Below are 25,496 nucleotides of genomic sequence, written 5' to 3'. Positions count from 1 at the left end.
CGCCGTCAGAGCCGCTTGATCGCGGTGACCTCGCTGCCGGCTTGCTTGATCCGTGCGATGGCCGGCTCGATTGGTTCGATCACCGTTGCCATGTGATACGCATTGGCGTGAACCATCGTGCCGGCGTCGCTGACGATGGCGACGTGGCCCTTCCAGAAAATGAGATCGCCGCGCAGCAAGCTCATCTGCTCATGCGGCTCCAGCGCGCGGCCGAGCCCGGCCTGCTGCATGTCGCTGTCACGCGGGCAGCCGATCCCCGCCGATGTCAGCGAGACCTGGACGAGGCCGGAGCAATCGACGCCAAGGCTGCTCTTTCCACCCCAGAGATAGGGCGTGCCGACGAAACGCTCGGCGACTCCGACGAAATCCGGCTCGCGATGACCGAGCGGGACGAGATGAGCCTTCGGCAGATATTGTCCGTCGCGCGTCACGGCGAAGCTGCCGTCCTCGCGTGCAACCGCGATCTTCGATCCGATCACCAGCGTGTCTGCCGGCGGCAGCTTGATCGAGGGACCGGGGAAGGCAAGGGTTCGCAGCGCAACGACCATATGGGTCGGGGCAGCCGAGGGCTTCATCAGCGCTGCGTCCGGCAGCCACCCGACATAGCCGTCACCGGAAAGTTGACCCCACGCCCAGCCTTCGCCGTTGCGGTCGTAGACCGTGACACGCTCGCCGCGCAACGCTTGTGTCATCAGCATCGCGTTCGGCGACGGCTGCTCGCGCACGGGCGCGATCGCCTCGATTATCTCGAATTCCTCGCCCGTGACGAAGCGCTCCGCCTGCACCTTGCCTTCGAGATACTTTGCGGCGAGGTCGCCGCGCGCGGGTGTCAGCCTTGGATCGTGGCTTGGATCGTATTTTGGATCGAGTCCTGGATCACGCATAGCGCTCGCTCAGCAATGCGTAGATCGCGCGCGCGGCCTGGCACTCGCCGCCCTCGGGGCGTGCGGGCTTCGCCGACGGCGTCCAGCCGTAGATGTCGACATGCAGCCAGCTCTTGGCCTGTTCGACGAAGCGCTGCAGGAACAGCGCACAGATGATCGAGCCGGCAAAGCCGCCGGACGGTGCGTTGGTGATGGTGGCCGTCTTAGAGTCCAGCCACGCATCGTAAGGCGGCCACAGCGGCATGCGCCACAACGGATCGTTCTCCTTCACCGCGCATCGTGCGACGTCGGCGGCAAGCGTCTCATCATTGGTGTAAAAGGGCGGTAAATCCGGCCCCAGCGCGACGCGTGCCGCTCCCGTCAGCGTGCCGAGATCGATTAGCAGGTCCGGCCTTTCCTCGTCCGCAAGCGCCAGCGCGTCGGCGAGCACCAGCCGCCCCTCCGCGTCCGTATTGCCGATCTCGACAGTGATGCCCTTGCGCGAGGTGAAGATGTCGAGCGGGCGGAAGGCATTCCCCGCCACCGCGTTCTCCACGGCCGGGATCAGCACGCGCAGCCGCACCTTCAGCTTCGCATCCATCACCATGCGCGCCAGAGCCAGCACGTTGGCGGCGCCCCCCATGTCCTTCTTCATGATCAGCATGCCGCTCGACGGCTTCAGGTCGAGCCCGCCGGTGTCGAAGCAGACGCCCTTGCCGACCAGCGTCACCTTGGGATGAGCCGGGTCGCCCCAACCGATGTCGATCAGCCGCGGCGCGCGGTCCGAGGCCATGCCGACGGCGTGGATCAGCGGAAAATTCGTCTTCAAGTCGTCACCGATGGTGCAGGCAAAGCTTGCGCCGAATTCGGCGGCGAGATCTTGCGCGGCTGCGGCCAGCTCCTCCGGCCCCATGTCGTTGGCCGGCGTGTTGATGAGGTCGCGCGCCAGCATTGCGGCGTCCGCCATGCGGTTGATCTCGGTCGCGTCGACGCCGTCGGGTGGCACGAGGCGGACCTCGGGGCGATCGGCCTTGCGGTACCGGGCGAAGCGGTAGCTGCCAAGCGCGAAGGCGAGCGCGGCGAGCCGTGCATCGTGCGGCGCATTGGCGAAGCGATAAATGCCTGGTGGCAGCAGGCCGGGCAGGGCGCCCGGTCGGAACAGGTCGCGCGATCTTGCACCTTCGTCCTCGAGCCCGAACAGCACTTGCGCGATCGCGCCATCGGGCGCGGGCAGCGCGAGATAGCCACCCGGCTTTGCGGTAAACGCGCTCGCAGTGGCAAACTGGCGTTGCGCCGCCGGTAGCCCCTCGGCGACCTGATCCCAGCTCGATTTGGTGACGAAGGTGATCGGGATGGCGGTAGGCGACGTCTCGAAGACAGAAGGCATTGGCGGGTCCGGATCGTCAGATCGAGCGGGTCATACGAGCGGACGAGATTTCGCAGAGTTTCGTCGCCGCCGCAATCAGCTTTGCTGCCATCGTTCAGCGATTCGCTACTCGCAGTAAGGGGGCCATGCTAGGTTCCGGCAACGGCCGTCGGGTGCGGAGATCTCCGGCGGCCGACGACAAAGCCGGCCGGGAGGAAATGCAATGGAATTTGTGTGGAGCGCGGTCACATTCATCGGCCAGGCGGTCGAGGCGATTTTTGGCTATGTCGAGCATCATCATTGGATATTCGCGTTCCTTGCCGGTGGTTACGTCTTCTATCTCCACGACCGCTCCGTTCACGCGCGGTTCGATGCGCTCGACAAGCGCATTGACGAAATCCGCAAGCGGCTCGCCATCGAATATTGAGCTGATGAGCGAAACCATCATCGGGCGGAACCCGTATCTCATGCGGTTCACGCGAGCTGCCGCAGGGCTTTACTAGCGCTGGGGTTGTGGCATTATTGGCCGATATTTTAGATTGTATCGTGCGGTTGTGCACGCAACGTGAGTCAATTCTTACCCTGGCTCATCACGACCCGGGTTGAGACTGGAGAGAACCTTATCCTCGAAGGCATTTCTCTTATCGTTTGGGCGGCGCGGCATTTGCAAACAAGCGGCGCAAAATGGATAGATCGTTCGTCATCGTACAGATTTCCGACCTGCATCTGGACGGGTCGGGTCGGCTGCTTGCGACGATCGAGACGCTCAATGCCGCCATTCGCGAGAGGATGGCGGACTTCGCGGACATTCCTGATCGCATCCTGCTGATCACCGGCGATATCGTGGACGACCCGACGCCACCCGCGCTCGACGAAGCGCTCGCCGTCATTGCGTCCTTCCGACAGACCGGGCTGTTCACCGATATCCAGGCAATCGCCGGCAATCACGACGTCAAGCGACCGAGCCAGCGTGCAGGCCGCCACGACGTCTATGATTACCTGCACTTGCCGCGGACCTCGAAGAGCGTCTACTACCGTCAGGCCGGCCTCGATCTGGTGCTGCTGGATTCCAACCGCGCGAGCCTCACAACGCTCGCGAGCGGGAACGTCGACCAGAGAGCCTATAATGCCATAGTTTCGGCGTCCGCGCGGCTGAGCGTCGAACTCGCGGGGAGCCTCGGGTCGGGCGGCCGCGCCGATTATGCCGAGCCGGTGGAAAACCTCGTGCGCGTGCTGGCGCTGCACCATCATCCACTGCCGCAGGCGACCGGAGAAGGAAAGCGGTTTCTCGGCGTGCCCGACGAGCCGCTGATGTATCTCGCTGCGCCCGCGACCTTCCTCGAAGCGGCGACATCGCTCAACGTCGATCTGGTTCTGCACGGACACCGACATGTCGAAGGACTGACGCGCTATTCGATTCCCGATCCGCGCGCCACGAGCGAGAGCGATGAAGCATTCTGGCGCACGATCTACGTCTTGTCCTGTCCGTCATCGACGGGGCAGGCCGGTGACGACGCCGGCTTCAATGTCATCCATTTCGGCCCGATGTCCCACCCGATGTCCCATGGCGGCCGCATCGAGTACCGCTTTGCGATCGCCCGCTACTCACGTCCGCGCAAGGATGGTGCCTTCAGGCCGCTCGATTCCAACCTGCCGCACGGCGTCGTCAGGCTGCCGGCCGGGCGGGATTTTTCCCGAGATCCGGCCGTCCAGTCGGGCATCGAGATCGACGCATGCACGACGCTGAAGAGGGATCAGGTCGCAGCATTCGCCCGCCGGCTCCTGCTGCGCCGCGCCTTCTATGCCGACGGCGAGGTGGATTGGGCCGATTTGCTTCACGTCTATCTCGTCACCTCTCACGTCTGGGCCGATCTCGAAAGCAAGTTCTCGAGATCCGCACGCAAGCATGACGTCGACGCCGTGGCCGTGGTGACATCGCTGCTGCGTCGGTTGATCGAGCAATCCGCAAATGTGCTCGGCATCGACGATTTTCAGCTCGACGAGCTCCGCGCGAGGCGTCTGATCAATCGTGACGATCTTCGGCGCGAATTGCCGTGGGTGGCGCGCCCGGGCATCGATGTGGAGATCGAGACGCGGCAACGTCTGCAATTGCTGCGGGACCTGAACGAGCAGGCGAAGGCGCTCGGCCTCGATGCGGATCTTGGCGGCGAGATGCCGCCGCAGGCGCCGCAGTGATGGGCGCGGGGCGGGGGCATTAACCGGCCGTTAGGGTTAACAGTCTATTGCTGGCGCGTTCGGCTCGATCAATCGGCTCGAGAGTCAAAGCGTCATGCGTCAACGGTTCAGTCTTGACCGGTTCAGTCTTGGACGGCTCAGTCTTGCCCGGCTTCTTGCGTCCACCTCGCTGGTCGCGGCGTTGGCCATGGGCCTCGGCGGCTGCACGGCGATGTCGAAACTCTCCGACGTCACGGGCTCGGTCGGGCCGCGGGCGGAAGCCGCTCCTACCGATGCCGCGCGCGCTGCCGAAGTCTATGGCGAGCGCTATCGTGCCAATCCCAAGGACGCCGACGCGGCGCTCGCCTACGGCCAAGCCCTGCGCGCCAACGGCCAGCGCGCCCAGGCCGCCGCCGTGCTCGAGCAGGCGACCATCGCCAATCCCGGCAACAAGGCGCTGATGGCGCAATACGGCCGCGCGCTCTCCGACAACGGCAATTTTCAGCAAGCCTTCGACGTGCTGACGAAGGCGCATTCGCCCGACAATCCGGATTGGCGCCTGCTCTCGGTGCAGGGGACCGCGCTCGATCAGATGGGCCGTCACGAGGAAGCGCGTTCCTATTATGCGAGCGCGCTCAAGATCGCGCCTGGCGATCCCGGCGTGCTCTCCAATCTCGGCCTGTCCTACATGCTGTCGAGAGACCTGCCGAAGGCCGAAGATGCGCTGCGGCAGGCCTATGCCTCACCGCACGCAAGCGCGCGAGTGCGGCAGAATCTCGGTCTGGTCGTCGGTCTCCAGGGCCGCTTCGCCGAAGCCGAGACCATCGTGAAGTCGGACCTGCCGCCGGACCAGGCTGCGGCCAATGTCGCCTATCTCAAGGAAATGCTGACCCGCAGCGACGTCAGGCGGGGTGCGCCGAAGCGGACTCCGGTCGCCTCGCTGGGCCAGCCCGACTGATCAGACGTGATCTTCCAATCTTGATCGTTCAATCTTGAAGGCAGCCGCGGACCGTGCGCGGTCCGCGTCTAACGTCATTGCATCTCGGTGACCTTGATGCCGGTCGGTCCGAGAATGACGACGAACAGCACCGGCAGGAAGAACAGGATCATCGGCACCGTCAGCTTCGGCGGCAGTGCTGCGGCCTTTTTCTCGGCTTCGTTCATGCGCATGTCGCGGTTTTCCTGCGCCATCACCCGCAGGGAGTGGCCGAGCGGGGTGCCGTAACGCTCCGCCTGCTGGAGCGCTAGACATACCGACTTGACGCCCTCGAGTCCGGTGCGCCGCGCGAGGTTCTCGTAGGCGACCTTGCGGTCCTGCAAATAGGACAGCTCGGCCGTGGTCAGGGTGAACTCCTCCGACAGCGCGATCGACTGGCCCACGATTTCGACCGCGACCTTCCGGAATGCCATCTCGACCGACATGCCGGACTCGATGCAGATCAGGAGCAAGTCGAGCGCATCGGGAAAGGCACGCTTGATCGAGAGTTGACGCTTGGAGATCGCGTTCCTGAGGAACAGCATCGGTGCCTGAAGTCCGAGATAGGCCGCACCCACGCAGATGCCGATCTTGATCGGCATCGACTGCTGCATATGCGCGATCAGGAACACGTAGACGATCGAACCGACGAACAGCACGATCGGGGCAACCAGGCGGGCAAACAGGAAGGTGATGTAGGGCGCCTGGCCTCGATAACCCGCCATGATGAGCTTGTCCCGCGCAGCTTCCTGCGCGAGCCATTTGGTCAGGTTGAAGTCGTCGACGACCTTCGAGACGAGCTGCTTCGGCGTTTGGCGCAGCGAGACCTTTTCACTCTTGTGGAGGCGCTCGCGCTCGCGCTGCCGGATGCGCTCACGTTCGTTCGCCACCGCCTTCATGCGCTTGGAAAGGCCTTCGCCGGCGAACAGCGGCATCACCAGTGTATAGACGGTGGCGCTGGCGGCAATGGCCGCCAGCAGCATCGTCATGAAGTGGACGTCGTGAAGTTTCGCAACGAGGAACTCTACCATAAGGCACCATCAGAAGTCGAAATTGATCATCTTCTTCATCACCATGATGCCAATCGACATCCAGACGACGCAGCCGACCAGCATGAGCTGGCCGGTGGGATGAGTCCAAAGAATCGAGATGTATCCCGGCGTCGTGAGGTAGACGAGGAACATCACGATCGGCGGCAGCGAGCCGATGATGCCGGCCGAGGCCTTGGCTTCCATCGACATCGCCTGGATCTTCTCCTTCATCTTCTTGCGGTCGCGCAGCACCCTGGAGAGGTTACCGAGTGCTTCGGAGAGATTGCCGCCCGATTTCTGCTGGATCGAGATGACGATGCCGAAGAAATTTGCCTCCGGCAGCGGCATGCGATCATAGAGTCGCGTGCAGGCCTCGCCGAGCGGCATGCCGATCGCCTGCGTTTCGATGATGGACAGAAACTCGGAGCGCAGCGGCTCCGGCGCGTCGGCGGCGACGACCTTGATTGATTCGAACAGCGGCAGGCCCGCCTTGATGCCGCGGACGATGACGTCGACTGCGTCGGGCAGCGCCTTCAGGAATTTGGCTTCGCGGCGCTTCTTCAGGAAGCTCAGCGCCCAGCGGGGCAGACCGAAGCCGCCGGCAAAAGCGAGGCCGGCGGCACCGAGCAGGCCGCCCCCAATGAACAAGGCGACTGCGAACAGCACGCCCGCCACGACGGCGGACACGATCCAGAATTTCTGCGGCGCCCAGTCGAGGCCGGCCTGCGACAGGCGAACACTGAGCGGTACGCTCTTCTCCTGCTGGCGCCGCGCCTCGAGATCCTTGAGCGAGGTCTCGACCTGCTCGCGGCGCGAGCGCTGCGTCTTCTCGGCCGCGCGGGCCGTGGGCGCCTCGGCGCGCGAGATCGAGGCGCGGCGGCTCTCGGCCTTCCGTTCCCCGGACAGCATCGGATAAAGGAAGACCCAGGCGAGGCCGCCGACAGCGGCGGTGGCAAGGAAGGCGAGGGCAAGGACTTGCATGTTCATGGCTGCGCTGACCTGCTCACGTCGTGGGCGCCACTTCCGCGGCATCGAGCGCCGCGGCAAGGCGCTTCTCTTCGCCGTAATAGCGGGCGCGTTCCCAGAACTTCGGGCGGCCGATTCCGGTAGACCGGTGCCGGCCGATGATCTTGCCGTTGGCGTCCTCGCCGACCATGTCGTAGAGGAAGACGTCCTGGGTGATGATGGTGTCGCCTTCCATGCCCATCACTTCGGTGATGTGGGTGATGCGGCGCGAACCGTCGCGCAGGCGCGCGGCCTGGACGATGACGTCGATCGAGGCGCAGATCATCTCGCGGATGGTGCGTGAAGGCAGGGAGAAGCCGCCCATCGTGATCATGGATTCGCAGCGCGATAGCGCCTCGCGCGGATTGTTGGCGTGCAGCGTGCCCATCGAGCCGTCATGGCCGGTGTTCATGGCCTGGAGCAGGTCGAACGCCTCGGGTCCGCGGACTTCGCCGACGATGATGCGCTCGGGACGCATACGCAAGCAGTTGCGCACCAGCTCGCGCATGGTGACCTGGCCCTCGCCCTCGATGTTGGGCGGGCGGGTCTCCAGTCGCACCACGTGCGGCTGCTGGAGCTGGAGTTCGGCGGCGTCTTCGCAGGTGATGACGCGCTCGTCGTGCTCGATGTAGTTGGTCAGGCAGTTGAGCAACGTGGTTTTGCCCGAGCCCGTACCGCCGGAGATCAGCACGTTGCAGCGGACGCGGCCGATGATCTGTAGGATTTCCGCGCCCTCCGGCGAGATTGCGCCGAACTTGACGAGCTGATCGAGCGTCAGCTTGTCCTTCTTGAATTTGCGGATGGTGAGCGTGGGGCCGTCGATCGACAGCGGGGGCACGATGGCGTTGACGCGGGACCCGTCGGCCAGGCGCGCGTCGCAGATCGGCGAGGATTCGTCGACGCGCCGGCCGACCTGGCTGACGATACGCTGGCAGATGTTGAGGAGCTGCTGATTGTCGCGGAAGCGGATACCGGTGCGTTGGATCTTGCCGGCGACCTCGATGTAAACGGTGTCGGCGCCGTTGACCATGATGTCGGCGATGTCGTCGCGCGACAACAGCGGCTCCAGCGGACCGTAGCCGAGGACGTCATTGCAGATGTCGTCGAGCAGCTCTTCCTGCTCGGCGATCGACATCACGATGTTCTTGATCGCGATGATCTCGTTGACGATGTCCCGGATTTCCTCGCGCGCGGACTCCGAATCGAGTTTGGCGAGCTGGGCGAGGTCGATGGCCTCGATCAGCGCGCCGAAGATGGTCGCCTTGACCTCGTAATAATTGTCCGAGCGGCGGGCTTCCATGGTCGGCGCAGGCTTCGCCGGGGCAAGGGGCGGCGAGGAGACTGCCGGCGGCGGCGGCACGCGCGACACTGTCGGCGCCGAAGCCTGGGCAGGCTCTGGCGACACGGCACCGGGCTTTGGGGCCCGAGGGTCGGTGTCTGTTCCGCTACGCTTACCGAACACTTAAGAACTCCATGCGGCGACCTATTTTCCCCGCAACTTCTCAATCAGGGGTGAAAGCAGGGACGACTTTTGCTTCTTCGTTTCGCTTCGGCCGGTCAGGCGCTGGGCGATCTGAAGGAACATCTCGATCGACTTATGGTTGGCCGAGATCTCTGCGATCATCTGGCCGTTATTGGCCGCCGAGCCGAAGATCTGCGGCTCGAACGGGATCGAGACGACCGGCTGGCTCTCGATCGCCTTGGCGAACTCCGCCGCGGCGATTTCGGGTCGTTTCGGCACGCCGACCTGGTTCAGGCAGTAGAGCGGCGGACGGTCGTTTGGGCGCGCGGCCTTCAGGAGATCGAATAGGTTCTTGGTGTTGCGCAAATTGGCGAGGTCGGGCGCCGCCACGATCAGGATGTCGTCGGCTCCGATCAGCGCGCGTTTGGTCCAGCCGGACCATTGGTGTGGAACGTCGAGCACGATGCAGGGCATGGTGGAGCGCAGCGTGTCGAACACGGCATCGAAGGCGTCGACGCCGAAATCATAGACCCGGTCGAGCGTCGCCGGCGCCGCCAGCAGGCTGAGGTGGTCAGTGCATTTCGACAGCAGGCGGTCGATGAAGGCGGTATCGACGCGATCGGGCGAGAACACGGCGTCGGCAATACCCTGCGGCGGATCCTGGTTATAGTCGAGCCCGGCAGTGCCGAAGGCGAGGTCGAGGTCGGCGACGACCGCGTCCATCGCGAGATCGCGGGCGATCGCCCAGGCGACGTTGTGGGAGATGGTTGACGCGCCGACGCCGCCCTTGGCGCCGACCACGGCGATGATGCGGCCGACGGCCTTGGCTTCCGGCGCCGAGAACAGGTTGCAGATCGAGCGCACGACGTCGATCGCGCCGACCGGCGCAAGCACGTAATCGCTGACGCCGCGGCGGACCAACTCGCGGTAGAGCATGACGTCGTTGATGCGGCCGATCACGACCACGCGGGTGCCGGCGTCGCAGACGGTCGCGAGATGGTCGAGGCCGCCCAGGAGGTCGTTGCGGCCGTCGCTTTCGAGCACGATCACGTTCGGCGTGGGTGCCGAGCGATAGGCTTCGACCGCAGCCGCCATACCGCCCATTTGGATCTTCAGATGGGCCTTGCCGAGACGGCGGTCTTCGCCGGCCGACTGCACGGCGGCCGCCGTTTCCACGGTCTCGCAGAAAGCCTGGACGGAAACGCGCGGCGCAGGCGCAATATGCTCCTCGACCGGCGGGAGCGATGCCTCGGACTGCTCTTCTTGGGGCTGGCGAGCGTAGCTGATCATCTGCCGGTGTCGCTGAGTTTGGCCTTGTCGGCCTCAGGATAGGCGACCGCCGTCGGCATTCCCTTGCGATATTTCTCGAACGCGGCGGTGCGTCGCGCCGTGTAGGACGGCGTTTCAGGCCGCGGCTGCTCGAGATCCGAAGGATTGTCGACCATCGCCGCGAGGTTGCGCTGATAGGCGCAGCCGTAATTGTAATAGTCCTTGTTCTCGAACCAGCGTTTGTTCTTCATCGAAGGTCCGATGTCTTCCGGCCACAGGCCGCAGGGACCCGCGACCGCGGCGATCTTGGAATAGGTGAGCCGGATCGGCGGCAGGAAGCGCCTGTCTTCCGGCTGGTAAGAGCGGGCGAGGACGCCGCGCGGCGGAACGCCCGCCGCCGACAGCATTGCCTGGATTTCGCGCATCGTGTCCGCGACTGGACGCGCGTTGGGCGTGCCGGACGGCACGTCGATCCGGATCGCGCCGGTGCCTTCGTGCATCCAAGCCGACGCGACGCCCATCACGTCGGCGCGCTGGGCGGCGGTCAAGCCGCCGCGGGCATGGCCGACGAAGACGACGATGGAGCGATTCTGCTCCTCGATCGCGATCGGATGGCGCTGCTTGTAGTCGTCCGGAATGGAGGCCGTGACCGCTTCGTCATGCTGGCAGCCGCCAAGGGCGAGCGCCATGCCGACGAGCGCACCGCCGAGGTGGATGGCGCGTCTGCGAATCTGGGGTGGTCTAGTGATCGTCATGAAGTCCCCGTTCCGCCTCAGTCGGTGATGAAGCCGTAGGTGCCGCGATAGTTCTTGGCCGGTTCGGTCCGGCCGGGCACGCCGTAGATGCGGTTGATGTTGCCGAGCAGCTCGGCCTGCGGATCCGCAGGCGCGGAGAAGCCATCATCCGGCCGCGACAGATCCTTTTGCGCAACTGCGCGAACGATGTAGGGCGTCACGATCACGACCAGCTCGGTCGCGTTGTTGACGAAGTCGCGGCTGCGGAACAGCGTGCCGAGGACCGGGAGCTGCATCAGACCCGGCAGTCCGCTGACCGCTTGCTTGGTCTGCTGTTGGATCAGGCCGGCCATCGCCATCGCGCCGCCGGAGGGAATTTCCAGCGAGGTTTCTGCGCGGCGGGTCTTGATCGAGGGCACGGTGAGCGAGTTGACCGAGGTCGAGGTCACGGCCTGGGACAGCGTGATCGCGTTTTCGTTCGAGAGCTCGGACACCTCGGTCATCACCCGCAGGCTGATTTTGCCCTCGGTGAGAACGACGGGGGTGAAGTTGAGCGAGATGCCGAACTTCTTGAAGCTGATCTGGGTGGTACAAACGTGCGTGGTGGGGTCGCACGCATAGCCCGCAGGCACCGGAAATTCACCGCCGGCGATGAACGTTGCCGATTCACCGGAGATCGCGGTCAGGTTCGGTTCGGCCAGCGTTCGGATCACGCCCGCAGTCTCCATCGCACGCAGCGTGGCCTGCACCGACGGGGCCCCGCCGAACTTGGTGGTCAGGTTGTTGCCGTCGACGAGGTTGTGGCCGAGAGCCGTGAACGGATTGGAGTTGCTGAAGCTGACGACCGAGGTGCCGTAGCTGAGGTTGGCGGTGAGGTCGATTCCGAGCTGCTTGATGATGCTGCGCTGCACTTCGGCGACGGTCACCTTGAGCATGACCTGGTCGCGGCCGCGGACCACGATCGAGTTCACGACCTTCTCGGGGCCGCCGGCGAGGCGCGCAGCGAGGTCGTTGGCCTGCTGGGCTTCGACTGGATTCGCGGCCGAACCGGTCAGGATGATGCCGTCCCCCAGGCCGTCGATCTGGATGTCTGAATTCGGCAGGACCTGCTTCAGTGCGGCCCGCACGCCGTTGAGGTCGCGCTTGACCGCGATGTCATAGGCCGCAATCTGCTGGCCGGCGGAATCAAAGAACACGATGTTGGTCTGGCCGATCGAGGCGCCGATGATGTAGGCGCGCTGCGCCGAGCGGACGACCGCATTGGCGATCTTGGGATCGGCGACAAGCACGTCCTTGATGTCGCGCGGAAGGTCGATCACGATCGACTTGCCGACGCCGAGCGAGAGAAATCGCGCGTTCATCTGGCCGTCGGCCGCAGCCTGCGCCACAGGGCGATAGTCGGCGGCGACCGCTGGCGTCAGCACCGGGTTGAGCGCGAGCGCGACGGCGGCCGAAAACGACAGGGCGCGGACCACAGGGGTTCGCATCGTCGCCAACTTCGCCCTGCATTTCATATCGACAGTCCTCATCGTGCCTTCGCCGTCGAGCTTGGGATACCGTACCGAATGATCGAAACGCCCTCGCGCTTCTGCGCGGAATCGTCGAGCGTGATCTCGCTCAGCTTGACGTCGACGATGCTACGCAGCGCCAGCGAGAGCGTGCCGCTCTGGCGTGCGGAGGAGAGCGTCGCGGTCTGCGCAGGATTGAGCTCGAGGGTGACGGTCTTGCCGACCACCGCGTTCTGCCCGTCCTTCTCCTTCGGCGCCTGGTCGATGGCCAGGACGCGGATATTGGCCAGGATGATCTCGGTCGTGATCACATCAGGAGCGCCGCTGGTCTGGTCAGGGTTCTTGAGACGGCGCGTCAGAAGCACGTCGACGCGGTCGTTGGGCAGGATGAAGCCGCCTGCGCCGGTCTCGGGCGAGATCTCTGTCGAAATCGCCCGCATGCCGGTGGGCAGGATTGCCGCCATGAAGCCGGAGCCTTCGGCCTTGACCAGCTTCTGGTCGCGGATCGGCTCACCCTGGATGAACGGGGATCGTGCGATCGAGCCGGTGACCTGGGTTACCCCCTCGGGGCGCTCGTTGCGGCGGATGAAGGTGGCGCTGGCGGTCGCGGATGGCCATGTCTGCCATTGCACGTCTTCCGGCTTGACGGTCTGGCCGAGGCCGATGTCGTTCTTCGCAACCAGGACGTCGACGGTGGGAAGCTGCGCGACCGGAGCCGGAGGCGGTGCAGAATTGTCCGAGCCGCTCGCCAGATACGCGGCGACACCGCCGGCGCAGATGGCGACCGTCAGGACGACAATGCGTGCCCTATTCATACGCTTCACTTTCCAACAAACGCTGCGACGCTGACGCCGCCGTAATCGGCAGTTGACCAGCTATTCGTCAAAGCATGGTTAATGAGGCGTATCTAAATCGCCTTAACGCCGGGTTACCCGATGCGTTCAGCGCAATGCGAGGTGAGCGAGGTCGATCGCCTTCACCCACTCGGTCTCCGGGTAGACCATCAGCGCGCTCAGTGCGAGCGCGATGCCGTAGGGAATGCCGCTCTCCTTGGCGTGCAGCCGCGCGAGCCAGGCTTGGCCCGCGAGCCCGTATGGCAGCGGCCACTGCCGGAACTGGAGCAGGAGTAGCGTCAGCGCCCCGCCGAACAGCGAGGCGTAGAGCACGAAATTCATCAGCTGCGCGAACCCGAACCAGAGTGCGACCGAGGCCGCGACCTTGGCATCGCCGCCGCCGACCCAGCCCATCGCAAAACAGGTGAAGGCCACGACCAGGACAAGCGCGCCGGCGCCGACATGGCTCAGCATCTCGTAAGGTGCCATGCCACCGGCGAGAGCGAGCGCGAAAAAGCCAGCGACCAGCGCCAGCGATACGCGGTTAGAGATCGTCATCGTGAAGAGATCGCTCGCGGCGGCAAACGCCATCAGGGCAGGGAAGAGCAGAAGGCGCGCAAGGTCGAGGATCATGGGCTGCGTCTTGAGGCCTGGGTTTGCCGCGGAGCTGGCGTCGCCAGATTGTAGCCGGCAGTGCTAAACAAACCGAAAACGGCGGCGGTCTCGAGGAGCGAAACCCGCCGAAAGCGTGCTCACCAGAGGAGGGCGATGCGTGCGGCGAGCGCGACCGTCGCAAGCAGCAGGGCAAGGCAGACCCAGTAAGCCGGCGAGCCGGTCTGCGCCGCCTCCGCCACGTTGGCCGCGACCGCGGCATCGGTTCTGTACTTGCTCAACGCCACTGGAACTCGCCGTCTGAAAAACAAAGGCCCCGGAAGTCCGGGGCTTTTGCAGTCGTTCGTCGATCGCTTACTTCAGCGAGGTGCTGATCGAGGTGAACTTGGCGTTCAGCGTGGTGCCGAGATTGTTGACGACGGTGATGATGGCCAGCGCGATGCCGGCGGCGATCAGACCGTATTCGATGGCGGTGGCGCCGGATTCATCTTTCGCGAAACGCGCAATCAGGTTCTTCATGAACAAAACTCCATCTGGGGTGGGATCGCCTCGTTCGGCGTTGTGCTTGACGCAATAACCATGAGATCCGAGCTCTTTCGGGAGAGTTAATTCGATCGGGCAAACCCGCCTGCCGCTGGCCAGAGTGAATTTCGCCTTAAGGTGCGAGCTGCGATTCATTCCGGTTCCGGATGTGCAGCAAGCGCAGCACCGGCTTCACCGTCCCTTAAATTTGGGGGAGTACGCGTAGGCGGGACCTGCAATTCGCAAGAGAGGCGACAATGTCGAGCCTGCCCATGGAAATCGCCCTGATGCTCGGCGAGACCATCGCGAAGGTGATCCCCACGACCTTCGCGCTCGCGGTGGTCTTCACCGTGCTCGAGCATGTCTGGGCCTGCAATCCCGGTGTGCCCTGGTGGCGTAAGCGGGAGATCGTCACGGACATCTGCTACTGGTTTGTCGTTCCGGTGTTCGCGCGCGTCATGCGGATCAGCCTTCTGATCGTCGGCGCGAGCTTCGTCTTCAACATCCATGATGCCGACGGGCTCATCGCCTTCTACGACAATGGCCACGGCCCGCTGCCGCTATTGCCGCTCTGGGTTCAGGCCGTGCTGTTCCTGGTGCTGTCCGATTTCATGCTGTACTGGCTGCACCGGCTGTTTCACGGCGGAGGGTTCTGGAAGTACCACGCGATCCATCACTCCTCGGAGGAGATCAGCTGGATTTCTGCGGCCCGCTTCCATCCCGTCAATCTCGTGCTCGGTACGATCGCGGTCGATGTCGTGCTGCTGATGGCCGGCATTTCGCCGAACGCCATGGTCTGGCTCGCCCCGTTCACGACCTTCCATTCGGCCTTCGTGCACGCCAACCTGAACTGGACCTTCGGGCCGCTCAAATATGTGCTGGCGACGCCGGTGTTCCACCGCTGGCACCACACCTCGCTCGCAGAGGGCGGCGACACCAATTTTGCCGGCACGTTCCCGATCTGGGACGTGCTGTTCGGCACTTTCCGCATGCCCGAGGGGCAACTGCCGCAGGATTACGGCAAGGATGAAGCCACCATGCCGAAGGAAATCGGAGGGCAGCTTGCCTATCCGTTCCGTCGCTAGGTTCTCAAGGGCCGCGAAACGCCAGTCCGTTCAAACAATAGTCGGCGAATTTGCGGAACGTTCACGAATTGAGGGCAGGTTAGCCGGGTCGGGCACCGGCTCGGCTGTTATCTGATCGCTTCTGCCGGTTTGTCACGTCCCGGGGGTAAGAGTATGCGTAAACAACTTCTGCGCCGTCATGCGCGCGTCTGTCTTCTGGTTGCGGCCGCGGTGCTGGCGTCGCCGGCTACCGTCGTTGCCGAGTCCGCCGATACCATCGCCGTCAACGTCGACCAGGCCAAGCTGGTGCGGCTGCCTGGCAAGGTGGCAACCATCGTGGTCGGCAATCCCCTGATCGCCGACGTCACGCTCCAGCCCGGCGGCATGATCGTCGTCACCGGAAAGGGCTATGGCGCCACCAATTTCATCGCGCTCGACCGGGGCGGCGAGATCCTGGTCGACCGCCAGATCCAGGTCGAAGGTCCGAGCGATCGGCTCGTGACCGTCTATCGCGGGATCGACCGGGAGTCCTACAGCTGCGCGCCGCTTTGCCAGCGCCGCGTGACGCTCGGCGACAGCGACACCTACTTCAACAGCGCGATGAGCCAGGCCGGTTCGTTAAGCGGCTCGGCCAGCGGCAGTGCCGGTGCGGGCGCCAAGGCCAACTAAATAAGGCCAACTAAGTAAAACCAACCAGCGAGTTTGACTGACGGATTTGCCGGGGCAAGGATCGTCCCCGCCCGACGCTCGCGCGCGAGTTTCTCTCTCCGTGTCCTCGTCTCCGTGTCCTCGTCTCCATGCCCTGGGTCTTTCGCGGTTAACCGGCCCTTAACGGCCCGGGCCGCCCCGTGCGGATCGCCTGAAACACTTAAACAATCAGTTTCCGCTACTGAACATGGCAGATCATTGCTGCTGCCGCTGAGGAATTTGATGCCTTCGCCTGCACCTACGAGGTTTACGCTCCTCGCCACGCTGCGCCGGTTTCGCGGCAGCCGCCGCGGCTCCGCAGCCGTCGAGTTCGCGCTGGTCGCACCGATGTTCTTCGCACTGCTGTTCGCCGTCATCGAGACGGCGCTGATGTTCTTGGCGAGCCAGGTGCTCGAGAGTGTCTCGCAGAATTCTGCGCGCGCGTTGCTGACCGGGCAGGCGCAGGCGCAATCCGGCTCGCTGGCGGCCTGCGCGGTGTCCGGCGTGAGCAAACCCTGCACGCAAACGACGTTCAAGGCTTACGTCTGCAGCCAGATCCCGGCGCTGTTTGATTGCACCAAACTCTATGTCGACGTCGTGAGTACAAATTCCTTCGGCGCGCTAAGCCTCACCAACTATGGCAATTCCTGCAGCTTCAACCCGACCGGCGTGCAGTACGTTGCCGGGAGCGGCGGCCAGGTCGTCGTGGTGCGGCTGTTCTATCAGTGGCCGCTCTTCGTCACTGGCCTTGGCTTCAACATGGGCTGCAGCAACAAGCGGCTGCTGGTGGCGACCGCGGCCTTCAAGAATGAACCCTTTTGAGACAGATGGATCCGAGCGCACCGATGCAGGCGATTGCGAATATCTGGAGGAATGCCCGTAGCTCCGTGCGCGACTTCGTCGCCGACAGGCGTGCGATCGCGGCGACCGAGTTCGCGGTCATCGTGCCGCTGATGCTGGTGATGTTCTTCGGCACCGTCGAATTTTCGTCGGCCGTGGCGATCAATCGCAAAGTCACAATGATTGCACGGACTCTGTCCGATTTGACGTCGCAGTCAACGTCGGTCGACAATAGCGACATGCAGGACACGTTCACGGCAAGCATATCGATGATCATGCCTTACGACGCTACGCTTGTGAACGGCACGGTGGTTCAGATCAAAATCGATTCAAGCAGTGTCGCCAAGATTCAATGGAGCAAGTCCGCCACCATTGCGAACGGTGCGACGCAGGCCACGCTGACGGCTCCGCCCCCGGCTCTGGCTCAGGGTACCACGGTCACCTCGATGATTCCGCCGACGCTCTTGATCCCGTCGACCTACCTCATTTTCAGCCAGGCGAGCTACGTCTACACACCTTCTGTCAAGTTCGTCCTGAAGTCGGGCATCACGCTGAGCGATGTCTCCTACACGCGGCCGCGCCAGGTCACCTGCGTTCCTTACACCGGTGTAGTGTCGCCGTGCTGAAATACGAGAGCAGATCCTGATTGAAAAAAGGCCGGGCGTCGCGCCCGGCCCTTTCCTTGATTTGTTCGCTCGAGCCGATCGGGGCCCGTAAGCGGTAGGCTCAACCGGCGGAGCGGAGATTGTCCGCTGCCGACTTGCCGGAACGGCGGTCGGCCACGATCTCGTAGGAGATCTTCTGACCTTCGCGCAGCGTGCCGAGGCCTGCACGCTCCACAGCGCTGATGTGGACGAACACGTCCTGGCCGCCATCGTCGGGCTGGATGAAGCCGAAGCCTTTGGTCGCGTTAAACCACTTCACGGTTCCCATGCTCATGGGGGTAGTCCCTTCTCAGATAACACAATGTCAGAGCCCGCTTGCGCGGACAGGTTAGATCGAATTTTTGGAAGGGTCGTCAGCGTGTCTGAACCGGCTGTACCGGTGGATGCTAATGTCGTCCGGCCGAAAATCGATTAATTCATTTTATTGGAAACAGAGCCCCAAAACAATGCTGACGTGCACGATTTTTTGATCCGCCGTGATGGTCACGGCGGATCAGCATACAGGTCGGAATTTCAGGTCCGCGCTCGCGCGCTGGGCCCCGACTAGCGTCGGCGGAACTGGCCGCCGCGCTGTCCGGGACGCGGAGGTCCGCCCATCCCGCTCGGACGTTCGTCCTTGTGGCGGAAAATCAGCCGGCCCTTTTCGAGGTCATAGGGCGACATCTCCACCGTCACGCGGTCGCCCGCCAGAGTCTTGATGCGGTTCTTCTTCATCTTGCCGGCGGTGTAGGCGACGATCTCGTGTCCGGCGTCGAGTTGCACGCGGTAGCGCGCGTCGGGGAGGATTTCGGTGACCAGTCCTTCGAACTGGATCAGCTCTTCCTTAGCCATGAATTTCTCCAGGTCGTGGACGGCTAGTGCGAATGGGGTTTGCGGTTCGGTTGGCCGTTCGGCCGACTCTCGCGGCGCAAAAAGGCAACGCCTTGTATCCCATCAGACGCCCCGGCGCTATGCGCGGAACGCTGTTCCGGACGGCCGTTTGGCGAAGAATGCGCCTTGCCGCCGGCGTGGTCGCGACGAGGAGCCTTCGAAGCCTTCGGGCCACTCCCGGGCCGTGCGTCAGCACGCCTGGCGTCGCCATGCCGTCCCTCGCCGGGCCTTCCGTCGCCCTGCTTGGCGGCACTGTGGTGTCGCCCGTCCGCATGCCTTTCGTCGGCACGGCGACCGTCACCGTGGCGTCCCTCACCATGCCTTGCGCCTTGCGGACGCTGGCCCGGGCGGCCCGGCCGACCCTGTCGTTGCTGCTGCGGGGGAGGGCCCGCATCGCGGCGGCCGGCGTCGGTGCGGCGATCCTCACGCGGCAGCGCCACCTTGATCAGCCGCTCGATGTCGCGGAGATAGCTGAGCTCCTCGCCGCCTGCGACCAGCGAGATCGCGGTGCCCTCGGCACCCGCGCGCGCGGTGCGGCCGATGCGATGCACATAGGTCTCCGGCACGTTGGGCAGGTCGAAATTGATGACGTGGGTGATGCCGTCGACATCGATGCCGCGGGCGGCGATATCGGTGGCGACGAGCGTGCGGATCTCGCCGGTGCGGAACAGCGCGAGTGTCCGTTCGCGGTGGTTCTGCGACTTGTTGCCATGGATGGCGCTGGCGGGAATGCCGGCCTTCTCGAGCGTCTTCACCACCTTATCCGCGCCGTGCTTGGTGCGGGTGAAAACCAGTGCGCGGTTGACCTGCTCCTGTTTCAACAGCTGGGCGAGGAACGCCGGCTTCGCGGAGAAGTCGACCTGGATGATGCGCTGCTGGATGCGCTCCACGGTCGAGGAGACCGGGGTCACCGCGACGCGGGCGGGGTCGCGCAGCATGGCGTCGGCCAGCTCGGCGATATCCTTCGGCATGGTGGCCGAGAAGAACAGCGTTTGCCGCTTGATCGGCAGCTTGGCGACGATTTTCCGGATGTCGTTGATGAAGCCCATGTCGAGCATGCGGTCGGCCTCGTCGAGCACGAGGAACTCGATGCTTCCAAGCTTCAGTCCGTTGCTCTGCACGAGGTCGAGCAAACGGCCGGGGGTGGCGACCAGCACCTCGACGCCCTGCATCAGCGAGCGGACCTGACGACCCATCGGCACGCCGCCGATGGCGAGCGTCGAGGACAAGCGGATGTGGCGGCCATAGGCGTTGAAACTGTCGAGGATCTGGCCGGACAGTTCGCGGGTCGGCGACAGCACCAGGACGCGGGCCGTCTTCGGCTGCGGCTTGATGCGATTCTCAAGCAGGCGGTGCAGGATCGGCAGCGCGAAGGACGCAGTCTTGCCGGTTCCGGTCTGGGCGATGCCGACGACGTCGCGGCCGGTCAGCGCGGTCGGAATCGTCTGGGCCTGGATGGGGGTGGGGGTGACGTAGTTCTCTTCGGTGAGAGCACGCGCGATGGGTTCGGCGAGGCCGAAATCCTGAAACGAAGTCAAAAGATGGGTTCTTTCCATGTCAAAAGCGGGCGCCCGGCGCATTCAGCGCGGCGCGCGCAAAAGGGTGTCGAGAGGGACACCTGCGTGTTTGGGGTGTCGGATGGCTTGATGGGGTGGGGCAAGCCAGACGCCCGCAAGGGCTTAAGAACACGCGGCTCGCAACGGTCTCCTGATTCGCAGGAGGCCTCGGCTTCCATATGGAACATTGAGGCGGCGCTTTCAAGGCACACCCCACACAAACGGCGATCGCGGTGCAGAAATAGTTATGCCGGAAATTTAGCCAGGGCGAGAAATTTGCTTAGAAATTAACCTGCCTGCCGCATTCGCATACATTTGAATTGCTCAATGTTTAGGCGGCCTGGCCATGGCGGCCCTTCTTTTTATCTCAATTTTTTAAGCGAAATCAACGCGTTAATAGGTGTCTAATCCATGGCACGGTTCTTGCGAATCCGTTAATCGCAGGCGGCCGTTGGGGCCGTTTCGCAGCGTTTTTCACGTCTGCGTCAGGGAGATGAGACACTCATGCAAAGCAAATCCACTCACGATATAGCGGCGGCGCCATTTAGCCGCCGTGGCGTTCTCGCCGCGACCGCCGGACTGATGCTTGGTCTGGCTTCCATTTCTGGTGCGAAAGCCGCGGACGACACCATCAAGGTCGGCGTGCTTCATTCCCTCTCCGGCACCATGGCCATCAGCGAAACTACGCTGAAGGACACCATCCTGTTCCTGATCGACGAGCAGAACAAGAAGGGCGGCGTCAACGGCAAGAAGCTCGAAGCCGTCGTGGTCGATCCCGCTTCGAATTGGCCGCTGTTCGCCGAGAAGGCGCGCGAGCTGATCACCAAGGACAAGGTCTCGGTCGTGTTCGGCTGCTGGACCTCGGTGTCGCGCAAGTCGGTGCTCCCGGTCTTCAAGGAGCTGAACAGCATCCTGTTCTACCCCGTGCAGTACGAGGGCGAGGAGAGCGAGCGCAACGTGTTCTACACCGGTGCCGCGCCGAACCAGCAGGCGATCCCCGCCGTCGACTATCTGATGAAGGACGAGAAGGTGAAGCGCTGGGTGCTCGCGGGCACCGACTACGTCTATCCGCGCACCACCAACAAGATCCTGGAAGCCTATTTGAAGTCCAAGGGTGTCGCCCAGGAAGACATCATGATCAACTACACGCCGTTCGGTCATTCCGACTGGCAGACGATCGTGGCCGACATCAAGAAGTTCGGCTCGGCCGGCAAGAAGACCGCGGTGGTCTCGACCATCAACGGCGACGCCAACGTTCCCTTCTACAAGGAGCTCGGCAACCAGGGCATCAAGGCGAAGGACATCCCGGTCGTCGCGTTCTCGGTGGGTGAGGAAGAACTCGCCGGCATCGACACCAAGCCGCTGCTCGGCCATCTCGCCGCCTGGAACTACTTCCAGTCGATCAAGTCGCCGGAGAACGAGAAGTTCATCAAGGCGTGGCAGACCTACACTAAGAATCCGAAGCGCGTGACCAACGATCCGATGGAAGCGCACGTGATCGGCTTCGACATGTGGGTCAAGGCGGTCGAGAAGGTGAAGTCGACCGATCCGGACAAGGTGATCGATGCGCTCCCGGGCATCGAAGCCAAGAACCTCACCGGCGGCACCTCCAAGATGCTTCCCAACCATCACATCACCAAGCCGGTGTTCATTGGCGAAATCAAAGCCAACGGCCAGTTCGACGTGGTGTGGAAGACCCCGGGTCTTGTCGCGGGCGATGCCTGGTCGAAGGAACTCGACGGCTCCAAGGACCTGGTCGGCGACTGGGTTGGCAAGAAGTGCGGTAACTTCAACACCAAGACGAACAAGTGTCTCGGTTCGGGCTCCTGATCCGGATCTGACGCTCCATTGCAAGATCGGAGAAGGCGGCGATCCCGCCGCCTTCTCCACCCTTTTCTGCCGGGGTCTTTCACAGTGCCAGCCAATTTGTCCGCCCGCGTCTGTTCGCTCCTGCTCTCGTTGTTCCTGATCGCGTTCGCACTGCCGGCCTTCGCCGGCCCGTTCGAGGATGCGGTCGCCAAATTCGCCAACGACGATTATTCCGACACGGAAGAAGCGATCGGCGTCGTCGCGAGCAGCGGCAATACGCTGGCCTTTCCGATCATCAGCGCGCTCCAGGACGGCCGGCTCATGGCCGATCCCGATAGCAAGAAGGTTTACGTCACCGGCGCGGACGGCAAGTCGATTGATGCCGCGACTGGTCAGGCCGTGGCCAGCGTACCCGACAGTGCAAGCGCGGTCCGCCTCAACAACCGCCTGCGCCGCAGCGTCGATGCCGCGATCGGCAGCCTGACGCTGCAGTCACCGGACATCGGAGCGCGGCTCCAGGCCGCGCAATCCGTCTTCAAGTCGCATGAGGAGACGTCGCTCGAAGCCGTCGATGGCGCGCTCGCCAAGGAAACCAACCGATCCGTCAAGGCTGCGCTCGGCGACGCCCGTGCGGCGATCTTGTTGTTCAAGCCTGACGCCACCGAGGTGGAGAAGCTCGAAGCTGTTGCCACCATCAAGGCGCGCGGCGACCAGGAGGCGATGGCGCTGCTCACCGGCATGGGCGACCAGCCGGCCTCGGTGACCAAGGCTGCCGCGAGCGCAATCGGCTCGATCCAGAGTTCGCTCGCGGTCTGGTCGATGGTGCAGAATGCCTGGTACGGCCTCTCGCTCGGTTCGGTGCTGCTGCTTGCCGCGATCGGGCTGGCCATCACGTTCGGCGTGATGGGCGTCATCAACATGGCCCATGGCGAGATGGTGATGATCGGGGCCTACACCACCTTCGTGGTGCAGGAGGTGATCCGCACGCGCTATCCCGGCCTGTTCGACTACTCGCTGCTAATCGCGGTGCCGCTCGCCTTCCTGGTGGCGGGTGCGCTCGGCGTCGTGATCGAGCGCAGCATCATCCGCTTTCTCTATGGCCGTCCGCTGGAGACGCTGCTGGCGACGTGGGGCCTGTCGCTCGTGTTGCAGCAGGCGGTGCGCACCATGTTCGGTCCGACCAACCGCGAGGTCGGCAACCCCTCCTGGATGAGCGGTGCGTTCGAGCTCGGCCAGATCACCATCACCTATAATCGGCTCTGGATCCTGGTCTTCACGCTCGCGGTGTTCGCGATCCTGCTCGCGATGCTGCGCTACACGGCGCTCGGGCTCGAGATGCGCGCGGTGACGCAGAACCGCCGCATGGCGGCCTCGATGGGCATCGCCACCTCGCGCGTCGATGCGCTCACCTTCGGCCTCGGCTCGGGCATTGCCGGCATCGCCGGCGTGGCGCTGTCGCAGATCGACAATGTCAGCCCCAATCTCGGCCAGAGCTACATCATCGACAGCTTCATGGTCGTGGTGTTCGGCGGCGTTGGCAATCTCTGGGGCACGCTGGTCGGCGCCTTCACGCTCGGCATCGCCAATAAATTCCTGGAGCCGGTCGCCGGCGCCGTGCTCGGCAAGATCGCCATCCTCGTTCTCATCATCCTGTTCATTCAAAAGCGGCCGCGCGGTCTGTTCGCGCTCAAGGGCCGTGCGGTGGAAGCATGACCCCTCACATGCTGACGCGATCGCTGGACCGCGGCGCGACGATCTTCCTTGCCGTCGTCGTGGCCTGCGGCATCCTCATCCCGCTCTCCAACCTGCTGCTGCCCGCGGGCTCATTCCTGCAAGTGCCGACCTATCTCGTCGCGCTCTGGGGCAAATATGTCTGCTACGCCATCCTGGCGCTCTCGATCGACCTGATCTGGGGCTATTGCGGCATCCTCTCGCTCGGCCACGGCGCCTTCTTCGCGCTTGGCGGCTACGCGATGGGCATGTACCTGATGCGGCAGATCGGCAGCCGCGGCGTCTACGGCAACCCGATCCTGCCGGACTTCATGGTGTTCCTGAACTATTCGAAGCTGCCCTGGTACTGGTACGGCTTCGACATGTTCTGGTTTGCCGCGCTGATGGTGCTGATCGTGCCGGGTCTACTGGCCTTTTGCTTCGGCTGGCTCGCCTTCCGCTCCCGCGTCACGGGCGTGTATCTGTCGATCATCACGCAGGCGATGACCTATGCACTGCTGCTCGCCTTCTTCCGCAATGATTTCGGCTTCGGCGGCAACAACGGCATGACCGACTTCAAGGACATTTTGGGCTTCAACGTGCAGGCCGAGGGCACGCGTGCTGCGCTGTTCGCGCTGAGCTGCCTGGCGCTGATCGCCGGTTTCCTGATCTGCCGCGCCATCGTCTCGTCCAAGCTCGGCAAGGTGCTGATCGCCGTGCGCGATGCGGAATCGCGCACGCGCTTCCTCGGCTACCGCGTCGAATCCTACAAGCTGTTCGTGTTCACGGTATCGGCCTGCATGGCCGGCGTCGCCGGCGCGCTCTATGTGCCGCAGGTCGGCATCATCAACCCGAGCGAATTCGCGCCGGGCAATTCGATCGAGGCAGTGATCTGGGTGGCGGTCGGCGGCCGCGGTACGCTGGTCGGCGCTGCGCTCGGTGCCGTCGTCGTCAACTACGCAAAGACGTTCTTCACCTCCGGCATGCTCGCGCCCTACTGGCTGTTCATGCTGGGTGCCATGTTCATCCTGGTAACGCTGCTGCTGCCCAAGGGCATCGTCGGCACTTTCAACGCCTGGTGGGACTCGTCGAAGGAAAGGCGCGACGCCGCGACCATTGCGAGCGCCGCGGCCGAAGACGGCGTCACCGAACCCAAAATGGCGGAGGAGGCGCAATGAACGTCATGGACACCCGCGCTACCTCCGCAATGCTGTATCTCGACGGCGTGCACGTCTCGTTCGACGGCTTCCACGCCATCAACAACCTCTCGCTGACGCTCGAGCCCGGCGAGATGCGCGCCATCATCGGCCCGAACGGCGCCGGCAAGACCACGATGATGGACATCATCACCGGCAAGACGAAGCCCGACGAAGGCACCGTGCTGTTCGACGGCGTCACCGATCTGACGCGGCTGGACGAGACCCGCATCGCCGAGCTTGGTATCGGCCGCAAATTCCAGAAGCCGACCGTGTTCGAGAGCCAGACCGTGCAGGACAATTTGCTGCTCGCGCTCAATGTCGACCACAGCGTCAAGGGCACGCTGTTCTGGCGCGGCAGCCGGGCGGAATCCGAACAGATCGACAAGGTGCTGGAGACGATCCGCCTCACAGATGCCCGCAGCCGTCTCGCCGGCAGCCTCAGCCACGGCCAGAAGCAGTGGCTCGAGATCGGAATGCTGCTGGCCCAGGATCCGAAACTGCTTCTCGTTGACGAGCCCGTCGCTGGGATGACCGACGTCGAGACGCATCTCACCGCCGAGCTGCTCAAGCAAATCAACAAGACCCACACCGTGATGGTGGTCGAACACGACATGACGTTCGTGCGCGAGCTCGGCGTCAAGGTCACTTGCCTGCACGAGGGTACCGTGCTCGCGGAAGGCACCATCGACCAGGTCTCGTCCAACGAGCGGGTCATCGAAGTCTATCTGGGGCGCTGAGCG

General features: G+C 63.7%; 26 protein-coding genes. 11 read left to right on the top strand and 15 right to left on the bottom strand.

Features of this window, described 5'->3' with window-relative positions; translation table 11 throughout:
* Window positions 1–5: 5 nt before the first annotated feature.
* Together AC0L27_RS25310 and AC0L27_RS25305 are read right to left on the bottom strand one after the other, a co-directional pair.
* Window positions 6–884, bottom strand: coding sequence for a C40 family peptidase (locus AC0L27_RS25310; protein WP_473320620.1), 879 nt, complete (start codon window positions 882–884; stop codon window positions 6–8).
* Window positions 877–2,250, bottom strand: a complete 1,374-nt coding sequence (locus AC0L27_RS25305; protein WP_354209497.1) for a leucyl aminopeptidase family protein — start codon at window positions 2,248–2,250, stop codon at window positions 877–879. Before AC0L27_RS25305 ends, AC0L27_RS25310 begins: the two co-directional genes overlap by 8 nt.
* A gap of 202 nt (window positions 2,251–2,452) precedes the next feature.
* Here AC0L27_RS25305 and AC0L27_RS25300 point away from each other — a divergent pair, with 202 nt between their 5' ends.
* The 3 genes from AC0L27_RS25300 (at window position 2,453) to AC0L27_RS25290 (ending at window position 5,362) form a co-directional block, all read left to right on the top strand.
* Window positions 2,453–2,656, top strand: a complete 204-nt coding sequence (locus tag AC0L27_RS25300; RefSeq protein ID WP_354209496.1) for a hypothetical protein — start codon at window positions 2,453–2,455, stop codon at window positions 2,654–2,656.
* Window positions 2,657–2,913: 257 nt separating this feature from the next.
* Complete coding sequence (locus AC0L27_RS25295) at window positions 2,914–4,425, top strand: metallophosphoesterase family protein (protein WP_354209495.1); 1,512 nt, start codon at window positions 2,914–2,916, stop codon at window positions 4,423–4,425.
* 94 nt (window positions 4,426–4,519) lie between these two features.
* Window positions 4,520–5,362 carry a tetratricopeptide repeat protein gene (locus AC0L27_RS25290; RefSeq protein ID WP_354209494.1) on the top strand — a complete coding sequence of 281 codons (843 nt, stop codon included), beginning with the start codon at window positions 4,520–4,522 and terminating at the stop codon, window positions 5,360–5,362.
* Window positions 5,363–5,436: 74 nt separating this feature from the next.
* Here AC0L27_RS25290 and AC0L27_RS25285 read toward each other — a convergent pair whose 3' ends face one another.
* The 10 genes from AC0L27_RS25285 to AC0L27_RS25240 all read right to left on the bottom strand — a co-directional run bounded on the left by AC0L27_RS25285 (window position 5,437) and on the right by AC0L27_RS25240 (window position 14,353).
* Window positions 5,437–6,411: a type II secretion system F family protein gene (locus AC0L27_RS25285; RefSeq protein WP_275172292.1), complete on the bottom strand. Its 975-nt coding sequence runs from the start codon at window positions 6,409–6,411 to the stop codon at window positions 5,437–5,439.
* Between the two features lie 9 nt (window positions 6,412–6,420).
* Complete coding sequence (locus AC0L27_RS25280; protein ID WP_354209493.1) at window positions 6,421–7,398, bottom strand: type II secretion system F family protein; 978 nt, start codon at window positions 7,396–7,398, stop codon at window positions 6,421–6,423.
* A gap of 16 nt (window positions 7,399–7,414) precedes the next feature.
* Window positions 7,415–8,878, bottom strand: a complete 1,464-nt coding sequence (locus AC0L27_RS25275) for a CpaF family protein (protein WP_275172290.1) — start codon at window positions 8,876–8,878, stop codon at window positions 7,415–7,417.
* A 21-nt stretch (window positions 8,879–8,899) separates the two neighbouring features.
* Window positions 8,900–10,168 carry a CpaE/TadZ family protein gene (locus AC0L27_RS25270; RefSeq protein ID WP_354209492.1) on the bottom strand — a complete coding sequence of 423 codons (1,269 nt, stop codon included), beginning with the start codon at window positions 10,166–10,168 and terminating at the stop codon, window positions 8,900–8,902.
* The gene (locus AC0L27_RS25265; protein ID WP_354209491.1) at window positions 10,165–10,902 is read right to left on the bottom strand and encodes a CpaD family pilus assembly protein; all 738 of its coding nucleotides are present in this window, start codon (window positions 10,900–10,902) and stop codon (window positions 10,165–10,167) included. Before AC0L27_RS25265 ends, AC0L27_RS25270 begins: the two co-directional genes overlap by 4 nt.
* A 17-nt stretch (window positions 10,903–10,919) precedes the next feature.
* On the bottom strand, window positions 10,920–12,395 hold the full coding sequence (locus AC0L27_RS25260; protein WP_354209623.1) for a type II and III secretion system protein family protein: 1,476 nt from the start codon (window positions 12,393–12,395) through the stop codon (window positions 10,920–10,922).
* Between the two features lie 11 nt (window positions 12,396–12,406).
* The gene (cpaB, locus tag AC0L27_RS25255) at window positions 12,407–13,204 is read right to left on the bottom strand and encodes a Flp pilus assembly protein CpaB (protein WP_275172287.1); all 798 of its coding nucleotides are present in this window, start codon (window positions 13,202–13,204) and stop codon (window positions 12,407–12,409) included.
* Between the two features lie 126 nt (window positions 13,205–13,330).
* The gene (locus AC0L27_RS25250) at window positions 13,331–13,855 is read right to left on the bottom strand and encodes an A24 family peptidase (protein WP_275172286.1); all 525 of its coding nucleotides are present in this window, start codon (window positions 13,853–13,855) and stop codon (window positions 13,331–13,333) included.
* 119 nt (window positions 13,856–13,974) lie between these two features.
* Window positions 13,975–14,115: a hypothetical protein gene (locus tag AC0L27_RS25245; protein ID WP_275172371.1), complete on the bottom strand. Its 141-nt coding sequence runs from the start codon at window positions 14,113–14,115 to the stop codon at window positions 13,975–13,977.
* 73 nt (window positions 14,116–14,188) lie between these two features.
* On the bottom strand, window positions 14,189–14,353 hold the full coding sequence (locus AC0L27_RS25240; protein WP_106941836.1) for a Flp family type IVb pilin: 165 nt from the start codon (window positions 14,351–14,353) through the stop codon (window positions 14,189–14,191).
* A gap of 260 nt (window positions 14,354–14,613) precedes the next feature.
* Between AC0L27_RS25240 and AC0L27_RS25235 the strand changes: the two genes are divergently transcribed.
* The 4 genes from AC0L27_RS25235 (at window position 14,614) to AC0L27_RS25220 (ending at window position 17,573) form a co-directional block, all read left to right on the top strand.
* Window positions 14,614–15,441 carry a sterol desaturase family protein gene (locus tag AC0L27_RS25235; protein WP_473320615.1) on the top strand — a complete coding sequence of 276 codons (828 nt, stop codon included), beginning with the start codon at window positions 14,614–14,616 and terminating at the stop codon, window positions 15,439–15,441.
* 153 nt (window positions 15,442–15,594) lie between these two features.
* Window positions 15,595–16,089 (top strand): pilus assembly protein N-terminal domain-containing protein, encoded by a 495-nt coding sequence (locus AC0L27_RS25230; protein ID WP_354209490.1) that lies wholly within the window; start codon window positions 15,595–15,597, stop codon window positions 16,087–16,089.
* A gap of 261 nt (window positions 16,090–16,350) precedes the next feature.
* Window positions 16,351–16,929, top strand: a complete 579-nt coding sequence (locus AC0L27_RS25225) for a TadE/TadG family type IV pilus assembly protein (RefSeq protein WP_354209489.1) — start codon at window positions 16,351–16,353, stop codon at window positions 16,927–16,929.
* Between the two features lie 5 nt (window positions 16,930–16,934).
* A complete protein-coding gene (locus AC0L27_RS25220) occupies window positions 16,935–17,573 on the top strand; it encodes a TadE/TadG family type IV pilus assembly protein (protein ID WP_473320613.1) in 639 nt (212 codons plus the stop codon).
* Between the two features lie 100 nt (window positions 17,574–17,673).
* Here the strand turns inward: AC0L27_RS25220 and AC0L27_RS25215 are convergent, their stop codons facing one another.
* The 3 genes from AC0L27_RS25215 to AC0L27_RS25205 form a co-directional block, all read right to left on the bottom strand.
* Window positions 17,674–17,886 (bottom strand): cold-shock protein, encoded by a 213-nt coding sequence (locus AC0L27_RS25215; RefSeq protein WP_007599788.1) that lies wholly within the window; start codon window positions 17,884–17,886, stop codon window positions 17,674–17,676.
* A gap of 269 nt (window positions 17,887–18,155) precedes the next feature.
* A complete protein-coding gene (gene infA / locus AC0L27_RS25210; RefSeq protein WP_007599789.1) occupies window positions 18,156–18,443 on the bottom strand; it encodes a translation initiation factor IF-1 in 288 nt (95 codons plus the stop codon).
* A 23-nt stretch (window positions 18,444–18,466) separates the two neighbouring features.
* Window positions 18,467–20,062 (bottom strand): DEAD/DEAH box helicase, encoded by a 1,596-nt coding sequence (locus tag AC0L27_RS25205; RefSeq protein WP_354209487.1) that lies wholly within the window; start codon window positions 20,060–20,062, stop codon window positions 18,467–18,469.
* Between the two features lie 480 nt (window positions 20,063–20,542).
* Between AC0L27_RS25205 and urtA the strand changes: the two genes are divergently transcribed.
* The 4 genes from urtA (at window position 20,543) to urtD (ending at window position 25,493) form a co-directional block, all read left to right on the top strand.
* Window positions 20,543–21,868, top strand: coding sequence for an urea ABC transporter substrate-binding protein (urtA, locus tag AC0L27_RS25200; protein ID WP_354209485.1), 1,326 nt, complete (start codon window positions 20,543–20,545; stop codon window positions 21,866–21,868).
* An 84-nt stretch (window positions 21,869–21,952) separates the two neighbouring features.
* Entirely contained in the window at window positions 21,953–23,560 is a 1,608-nt protein-coding gene (urtB, locus tag AC0L27_RS25195; RefSeq protein ID WP_354209484.1) for an urea ABC transporter permease subunit UrtB, read from the top strand.
* The gene (gene urtC, locus AC0L27_RS25190; protein WP_354209483.1) at window positions 23,557–24,735 is read left to right on the top strand and encodes an urea ABC transporter permease subunit UrtC; all 1,179 of its coding nucleotides are present in this window, start codon (window positions 23,557–23,559) and stop codon (window positions 24,733–24,735) included. Before urtB ends, urtC begins: the two co-directional genes overlap by 4 nt.
* A complete protein-coding gene (urtD, locus tag AC0L27_RS25185; RefSeq protein ID WP_275172278.1) occupies window positions 24,732–25,493 on the top strand; it encodes an urea ABC transporter ATP-binding protein UrtD in 762 nt (253 codons plus the stop codon). The genes urtC and urtD overlap by 4 nt, the downstream gene beginning before the upstream one ends.
* Window positions 25,494–25,496: the final 3 nt, after the last annotated feature.

It is taken from the genome of Bradyrhizobium sp. Ken51 (assembly GCF_055807435.1).
Note: the sequence above shows the minus strand (reverse complement) of the source record. Positions and strands in the feature narration are given on the sequence as shown.

What these genes read in the sequence shown, in the direction of transcription:
- AC0L27_RS25310 (WP_473320620.1), bottom strand. Translation starts at nt 884, where the DNA reads ATGCGTGATCCAGGACTCGATCCAAAATACGATCCAAGCCACGATCCA.
- AC0L27_RS25305 (WP_354209497.1), bottom strand. Translation starts at nt 2,250, where the DNA reads ATGCCTTCTGTCTTCGAGACGTCGCCTACCGCCATCCCGATCACCTTC.
- AC0L27_RS25300 (WP_354209496.1), top strand. Translation starts at nt 2,453, where the DNA reads ATGGAATTTGTGTGGAGCGCGGTCACATTCATCGGCCAGGCGGTCGAG.
- AC0L27_RS25295 (WP_354209495.1), top strand. Translation starts at nt 2,914, where the DNA reads ATGGATAGATCGTTCGTCATCGTACAGATTTCCGACCTGCATCTGGAC.
- AC0L27_RS25290 (WP_354209494.1), top strand. Translation starts at nt 4,520, where the DNA reads ATGCGTCAACGGTTCAGTCTTGACCGGTTCAGTCTTGGACGGCTCAGT.
- AC0L27_RS25285 (WP_275172292.1), bottom strand. Translation starts at nt 6,411, where the DNA reads ATGGTAGAGTTCCTCGTTGCGAAACTTCACGACGTCCACTTCATGACG.
- AC0L27_RS25280 (WP_354209493.1), bottom strand. Translation starts at nt 7,398, where the DNA reads ATGAACATGCAAGTCCTTGCCCTCGCCTTCCTTGCCACCGCCGCTGTC.
- AC0L27_RS25270 (WP_354209492.1), bottom strand. Translation starts at nt 10,168, where the DNA reads ATGATCAGCTACGCTCGCCAGCCCCAAGAAGAGCAGTCCGAGGCATCG.
- AC0L27_RS25265 (WP_354209491.1), bottom strand. Translation starts at nt 10,902, where the DNA reads ATGACGATCACTAGACCACCCCAGATTCGCAGACGCGCCATCCACCTC.
- AC0L27_RS25260 (WP_354209623.1), bottom strand. Translation starts at nt 12,395, where the DNA reads ATGAAATGCAGGGCGAAGTTGGCGACGATGCGAACCCCTGTGGTCCGC.
- cpaB (WP_275172287.1), bottom strand. Translation starts at nt 13,204, where the DNA reads ATGAATAGGGCACGCATTGTCGTCCTGACGGTCGCCATCTGCGCCGGC.
- AC0L27_RS25250 (WP_275172286.1), bottom strand. Translation starts at nt 13,855, where the DNA reads ATGATCCTCGACCTTGCGCGCCTTCTGCTCTTCCCTGCCCTGATGGCG.
- AC0L27_RS25240 (WP_106941836.1), bottom strand. Translation starts at nt 14,353, where the DNA reads ATGAAGAACCTGATTGCGCGTTTCGCGAAAGATGAATCCGGCGCCACC.
- AC0L27_RS25235 (WP_473320615.1), top strand. Translation starts at nt 14,614, where the DNA reads ATGTCGAGCCTGCCCATGGAAATCGCCCTGATGCTCGGCGAGACCATC.
- AC0L27_RS25230 (WP_354209490.1), top strand. Translation starts at nt 15,595, where the DNA reads ATGCGTAAACAACTTCTGCGCCGTCATGCGCGCGTCTGTCTTCTGGTT.
- AC0L27_RS25225 (WP_354209489.1), top strand. Translation starts at nt 16,351, where the DNA reads ATGCCTTCGCCTGCACCTACGAGGTTTACGCTCCTCGCCACGCTGCGC.
- AC0L27_RS25220 (WP_473320613.1), top strand. Translation starts at nt 16,935, where the DNA reads ATGGATCCGAGCGCACCGATGCAGGCGATTGCGAATATCTGGAGGAAT.
- AC0L27_RS25215 (WP_007599788.1), bottom strand. Translation starts at nt 17,886, where the DNA reads ATGAGCATGGGAACCGTGAAGTGGTTTAACGCGACCAAAGGCTTCGGC.
- infA (WP_007599789.1), bottom strand. Translation starts at nt 18,443, where the DNA reads ATGGCTAAGGAAGAGCTGATCCAGTTCGAAGGACTGGTCACCGAAATC.
- AC0L27_RS25205 (WP_354209487.1), bottom strand. Translation starts at nt 20,062, where the DNA reads ATGCGCCGGGCGCCCGCTTTTGACATGGAAAGAACCCATCTTTTGACT.
- urtA (WP_354209485.1), top strand. Translation starts at nt 20,543, where the DNA reads ATGCAAAGCAAATCCACTCACGATATAGCGGCGGCGCCATTTAGCCGC.
- urtC (WP_354209483.1), top strand. Translation starts at nt 23,557, where the DNA reads ATGACCCCTCACATGCTGACGCGATCGCTGGACCGCGGCGCGACGATC.
- urtD (WP_275172278.1), top strand. Translation starts at nt 24,732, where the DNA reads ATGAACGTCATGGACACCCGCGCTACCTCCGCAATGCTGTATCTCGAC.